Below are 5,000 nucleotides of genomic sequence, written 5' to 3' on the forward strand. Positions count from 1 at the left end.
GTGCCCGCGGCGCGCAGCTGCCACAGCTCGCGCAGCCAGCGCGCGTACAGTTCGGGCTTGCCGGTCGCGACCGCCCGCATCTGGAAGCCGATCAACGAGGCGCCGCGGACCAGGAGTTCGTACGCCTGCACCGTGCCACCGCCGGAGCTGAAGGCCACCAGGCGGCCGCCCGTCGCCAGGGCCCGCACCGCGGGTCCGAGCAGATCGCCTCCGACCCCGTCGAGGATCACGTCGTACGGGCCGCCCCAGTCGGCGTCCCCGTACAGGACGACCTCGTCGGCGCCCAGGCCGCGCACGAAGTCGGCCTTGTCCGCGCTGCTGACGGCCGCGACGACGCGTCCCGCCCCGCCGGCCTTCGCGTACTGGAGGGCGAGCGTCCCCACGGCGCTCGCCGCCGCCGTCACCAGGACCGACTCGCCGGGCTCCACGCGCCCGGCCTCGTACGCGCCGCGGGCGACCAGGCCGCTGCGGACCAGCGCGACCGCCTCCACGGCGTCGGCGCCCGCCGGGATCCGGGAGGTCATGGCGGTGTTGAGCACCGCGTACTCGGCGTAGGCATCGGCGAAGCACAGTCCGGTGACGCGTTCCCCGGCGGTGAAGCCGGTGACGCCCGGGCCGGTGGCGACGACGGCCCCCGCCACCTCGCCCCCGAGCGGGACGGGCTCACTGGCCTCCCGCACCTTGCGCACGGTCGGCAGGGTCACGCCGACCGCCTCGACCCGGACCAGCAGCTCTCCGGCGCCCGCCGCGGGCACGTCGGCCTCCTCCGCGAACAGCAGCTCCGGCCCACCGTCGACCTCATGGCGAATACGCAGCACAGGACCTCCCCGACTCCCCGACCATTTTCATTGGATGTCCCAACGATAAGGTCAAAGTCGTGGGGAAGTCCAATGAATTTGGGTAGGGTGGGACCATGACCTCGGCGACCTCGGCCCTCCAGCACATCCAGTCCCTGCCCTCCTGGCTCGTCGGCCGCGTCGCGGCACGCGGCCGCGAGCTGGTCGCGGCGGCGGTCGCCGCGGAGGGACTGAAGCTCATGCGCCACGCGGTGCTGGCCGCCACCGCCGAGTACGGGCCCGTCGCCCAGGCCGACTTGGGCCGCCGGCTCGCCGTCGACCCCAAGGACATGGTCGGCATGCTCAACCACCTCCAGGAGGCGGGCCTCGTACTGCGCGCCCCGGACCCCGGCGACCGCCGCAAGAACGCCGTCACCATCACCCCTGAGGGGACCGCGGTACTCGCCCGCTGCGCGGCCCTGGCCGAAGCCGCCAACGCCGAGTTCCTCGCCCCGCTCAGCCCGGCCGAACGGGAGCACCTGATGGCCCTGCTGACCCGGCTGCACCAAGCCCCGTAGGTCCACCGAACGCCGATCACGCGCATGATGGCCGGATGGACGAGGTGACCATCAGCGAAGAAGACCGCCGCCAACTCGCACTCTGGGCTGCCGATTGCGTCGAGCGGGCACTGCCGTTGTTCGAGGCGAAGGCCCCCGCCGACCCCCGCCCTCGCGAGGCCGTCGAAGGCATCCGGGCCTTCGTGCGCGAGGGCCAGCGGACCGCGAAGCTACGTTCCCTCGCCTGGGCGGCCCACGCCGCGGCGCGCGAGGTAGACGACCCGGCGGCCACGGCCGCCGCCCGCGCCGCATGCCACGCGGCCGCGACCCCGTACATCCACCCGCTGGCCACCCCGCACCAGTCGAAGCACGTACTGGGGCCCGCCGTGTACGAGGCCTTCGCCCGTGAGCTCGCCGCGGGCGATGACACGGGCGCCGCCGACGAGGAGATCCGATGGGCGATCGAGCACGCCCCGCCGGAGGTGCGCGCACTGCTGCGCCGGATGCCGGCTCGCAACCCCGGTCGCAGTCGGCTGGACACCCTTTACTACGAGCTCGACGCCGCCCTGCGCCGCTGAGTGGAGGCGGTGCCTTCGCGGGTGTCGGGAGCTCGAGTCACCTCGGAGTGCTGCGGAAGTCTGCTCGCCTCGCCCATCGACGAATCACTTCTCGCACGAGAGGCGCTCGGCCTGGGGGTGGGATCCGTCCGTGGGCTTCGTTCACGAGTTTCGGGACACACGTACCAGCTGCCACGTCGTGCGCGCGCCGGCGACTGCCGCAACAACCGCGACAGCGGTGCAGAGGACGAGCACGAAGGGACTCTCACACCTGGCCGCAGTCACACCCATGTACACGACGACAGCCCAGTCGACCCACGTTCGCTTCAACAACGTCGCCAAGCCGCTCACCACCTTCCCGGCGGGCGGTACCGGAGCGCCCCCGGCTCCGCCCGCCGCATCGTACTCGGGCGGTACCCGGGCGTCGCCGCGATTCGCGCCGGCGGCGAACCGACGAGGCCGAGGCCTCACCGCCGCTTGCTGGATAGGCTGGTCGAGCACCCACCAGGAGGAAATCATGGGCGACCTCACCCCCGAGCAGATGCGCCGCATGCACGACTTCGCGGAGCAGCTCGCGGAGCTGGCCGAGCACCAGGAGGACCAGTGGAAGGTGCAGACCACCGACGGTCAGATCTTCCTCACGATGATGAGCCCCACGGCTCCTCACGGGCTCAACGTGGTGCGCCTGCGCCGACAGATCGAGGCACAGACACCAGAGGTCATGGCCCTCAACGACACGAACATGGGCGACCCTCAGACGGGCCTCACGAAGGTCCCTGACCTCATGGTCATCGCGGAGGAGGACACCGATGACACGGCGAAAGTCGTCAACTCCCGCGACGTCCTGATGGTGGTGGAGGTCGTCTCCCGCACGAACTCCCTCACCGACATCCGCGACAAGCTCCACGACTACCCCAGGATGGGGGTCCCCCTGTACGTCGTCGTGGACCCGCGGAAGGACAAGCGGACCGTCACCGTGCACAGCGACTCCTCCGCAGGGCCCGACGGCACCCGGTACCGCAAGACGGTCCCCTACTCCTTCGGGGACATCGTCACCGCCGGCCGCTGGACCCTGGACACGAGCACCCTCAAGAGCTATCCCGCCGACTGGTGAAGCACGGGCCGCGGCCGCAAGTTCGGCCGACTCCGCATTCCGGGCCGTGAACGCAGAAAAGCCCCGCACCGAACCCTGAACGGGTTGGTGCGGGGCTTTCCCACAATGATTGTTCGGCGGCGTCCTACTCTCCCACAGGGTCCCCCCTGCAGTACCATCGGCGCTGAAAGGCTTAGCTTCCGGGTTCGGAATGTAACCGGGCGTTTCCCTAACGCTATGACCACCGAAACACTATGAAATTTGAACATGCTGGTGTTGACACAGCTGTTCGTTATTTCAGAACTAACACAGTGGACGCGAGCAACTGAGGACAAGCCCTCGGCCTATTAGTACCAGTCAGCTTCACCCGTTACCGGGCTTCCACATCTGGCCTATCAACCCAGTCGTCTACTGGGAGCCTTACCCTCTCAAGGAGGTGGGAATACTCATCTTGAAGCAGGCTTCCCGCTTAGATGCTTTCAGCGGTTATCCCTCCCGAACGTAGCCAACCAGCCATGCCCTTGGCAGGACAACTGGCACACCAGAGGTTCGTCCGTCCCGGTCCTCTCGTACTAGGGACAGCCCTTCTCAATATTCCTACGCGCACAGCGGATAGGGACCGAACTGTCTCACGACGTTCTAAACCCAGCTCGCGTACCGCTTTAATGGGCGAACAGCCCAACCCTTGGGACCGACTCCAGCCCCAGGATGCGACGAGCCGACATCGAGGTGCCAAACCATCCCGTCGATATGGACTCTTGGGGAAGATCAGCCTGTTATCCCCGGGGTACCTTTTATCCGTTGAGCGACGGCGCTTCCACAAGCCACCGCCGGATCACTAGTCCCGACTTTCGTCCCTGCTCGACCCGTCGGTCTCACAGTCAAGCTCCCTTGTGCACTTACACTCAACACCTGATTGCCAACCAGGCTGAGGGAACCTTTGGGCGCCTCCGTTACCCTTTGGGAGGCAACCGCCCCAGTTAAACTACCCATCAGACACTGTCCCTGATCCGGATCACGGACCGAGGTTAGACATCCAGCACGACCAGAGTGGTATTTCAACGGCGACTCCACAACCACTGGCGTGGCTGCTTCAAAGTCTCCCACCTATCCTACACAAGCCGAACCGAACACCAATATCAAACTGTAGTAAAGGTCCCGGGGTCTTTCCGTCCTGCTGCGCGAAACGAGCATCTTTACTCGTAGTGCAATTTCACCGGGCCTATGGTTGAGACAGTCGAGAAGTCGTTACGCCATTCGTGCAGGTCGGAACTTACCCGACAAGGAATTTCGCTACCTTAGGATGGTTATAGTTACCACCGCCGTTTACTGGCGCTTAAGTTCTCAGCTTCGCAACCCCGAAAGGTCACTAACCGGTCCCCTTAACGTTCCAGCACCGGGCAGGCGTCAGTCCGTATACATCGCCTTACGGCTTCGCACGGACCTGTGTTTTTAGTAAACAGTCGCTTCTCGCTGGTCTCTGCGGCCACCCCCAGCTCACGGAGCAAGTCCGATCACCAGTGATGGCCCCCCTTCTCCCGAAGTTACGGGGGCATTTTGCCGAGTTCCTTAACCATAGTTCACCCGAACGCCTCGGTATTCTCTACCTGACCACCTGAGTCGGTTTAGGGTACGGGCCGCCATGAAACTCGCTAGAGGCTTTTCTCGACAGCATAGGATCATCCACTTCACCACAATCGGCTCGGCATCAGGTCTCAGCCTTAATGAGGGACGGATTTGCCTACCCCTCGGCCTACACCCTTACCCCGGGACTACCACCGCCCGGGCTGGACTACCTTCCTGCGTCACCCCATCGCTTACCTACTACAAGTCTGGTTCGTCGGCTCCACCACTTTCCTTTCCCCGAAGGGTCCGGAACGGCTTCACGGACTTAGCATCGCCTGATTCGATATTGGGCGTTTCAAAGCGGGTACCGGAATATCAACCGGTTGTCCATCGACTACGCCTGTCGGCCTCGCCTTAGGTCCCGACTTACCCTGGGCAGATCAGCTTGACC

At 65.7% G+C, this 5,000-nt stretch carries 4 protein-coding genes and 2 rRNA genes (2 of these 6 only partly in view); 3 read left to right on the top strand and 3 right to left on the bottom strand.

From position 1 onward, the window contains the following. A protein-coding gene (locus tag JYK04_RS20705) for a quinone oxidoreductase family protein (RefSeq protein WP_189748670.1) crosses the window boundary here: on the bottom strand, positions 1–818 show its 5' portion. 106 nt of this gene lie to the left of the window's left edge; only the first 818 of its 924 coding nucleotides appear in the window; it begins with the start codon at positions 816–818; its stop codon lies off the left edge, out of view. Between the two features lie 95 nt (positions 819–913). Here JYK04_RS20705 and JYK04_RS20710 point away from each other — a divergent pair, with 95 nt between their 5' ends. From JYK04_RS20710 to JYK04_RS20720, 3 genes are all read left to right on the top strand, one after another. Beyond that, positions 914–1,354, top strand: a complete 441-nt coding sequence (locus JYK04_RS20710) for a MarR family winged helix-turn-helix transcriptional regulator (protein WP_189748672.1) — start codon at positions 914–916, stop codon at positions 1,352–1,354. 35 nt (positions 1,355–1,389) lie between these two features. Next, complete coding sequence (locus JYK04_RS20715) at positions 1,390–1,911, top strand: putative immunity protein (RefSeq protein ID WP_189748673.1); 522 nt, start codon at positions 1,390–1,392, stop codon at positions 1,909–1,911. Positions 1,912–2,407: 496 nt separating this feature from the next. Beyond that, positions 2,408–3,004, top strand: coding sequence for a Uma2 family endonuclease (locus JYK04_RS20720; RefSeq protein ID WP_189748674.1), 597 nt, complete (start codon positions 2,408–2,410; stop codon positions 3,002–3,004). A 111-nt stretch (positions 3,005–3,115) separates the two neighbouring features. On the opposite strand, the gene rrf is transcribed toward JYK04_RS20720, so the two are convergent. Both rrf and JYK04_RS20730 read right to left on the bottom strand, forming a co-directional pair. Further along, positions 3,116–3,232: ribosomal RNA gene (gene rrf, locus JYK04_RS20725) — 5S ribosomal RNA — on the bottom strand. A gap of 78 nt (positions 3,233–3,310) precedes the next feature. Continuing rightward, positions 3,311–5,000 (bottom strand): 23S ribosomal RNA (locus JYK04_RS20730); it runs 1,433 nt beyond the window's last position.

The organism is Streptomyces nojiriensis, assembly GCF_017639205.1.
GTDB lineage: Bacteria > Actinomycetota > Actinomycetes > Streptomycetales > Streptomycetaceae > Streptomyces > Streptomyces nojiriensis.

Coding starts and splice junctions, on each gene's coding strand:
- JYK04_RS20710 (WP_189748672.1), top strand. CDS start 914: ATGACCTCGGCGACCTCGGCCCTCCAGCACATCCAGTCCCTGCCCTCC.
- JYK04_RS20715 (WP_189748673.1), top strand. CDS start 1,390: ATGGACGAGGTGACCATCAGCGAAGAAGACCGCCGCCAACTCGCACTC.
- JYK04_RS20720 (WP_189748674.1), top strand. CDS start 2,408: ATGGGCGACCTCACCCCCGAGCAGATGCGCCGCATGCACGACTTCGCG.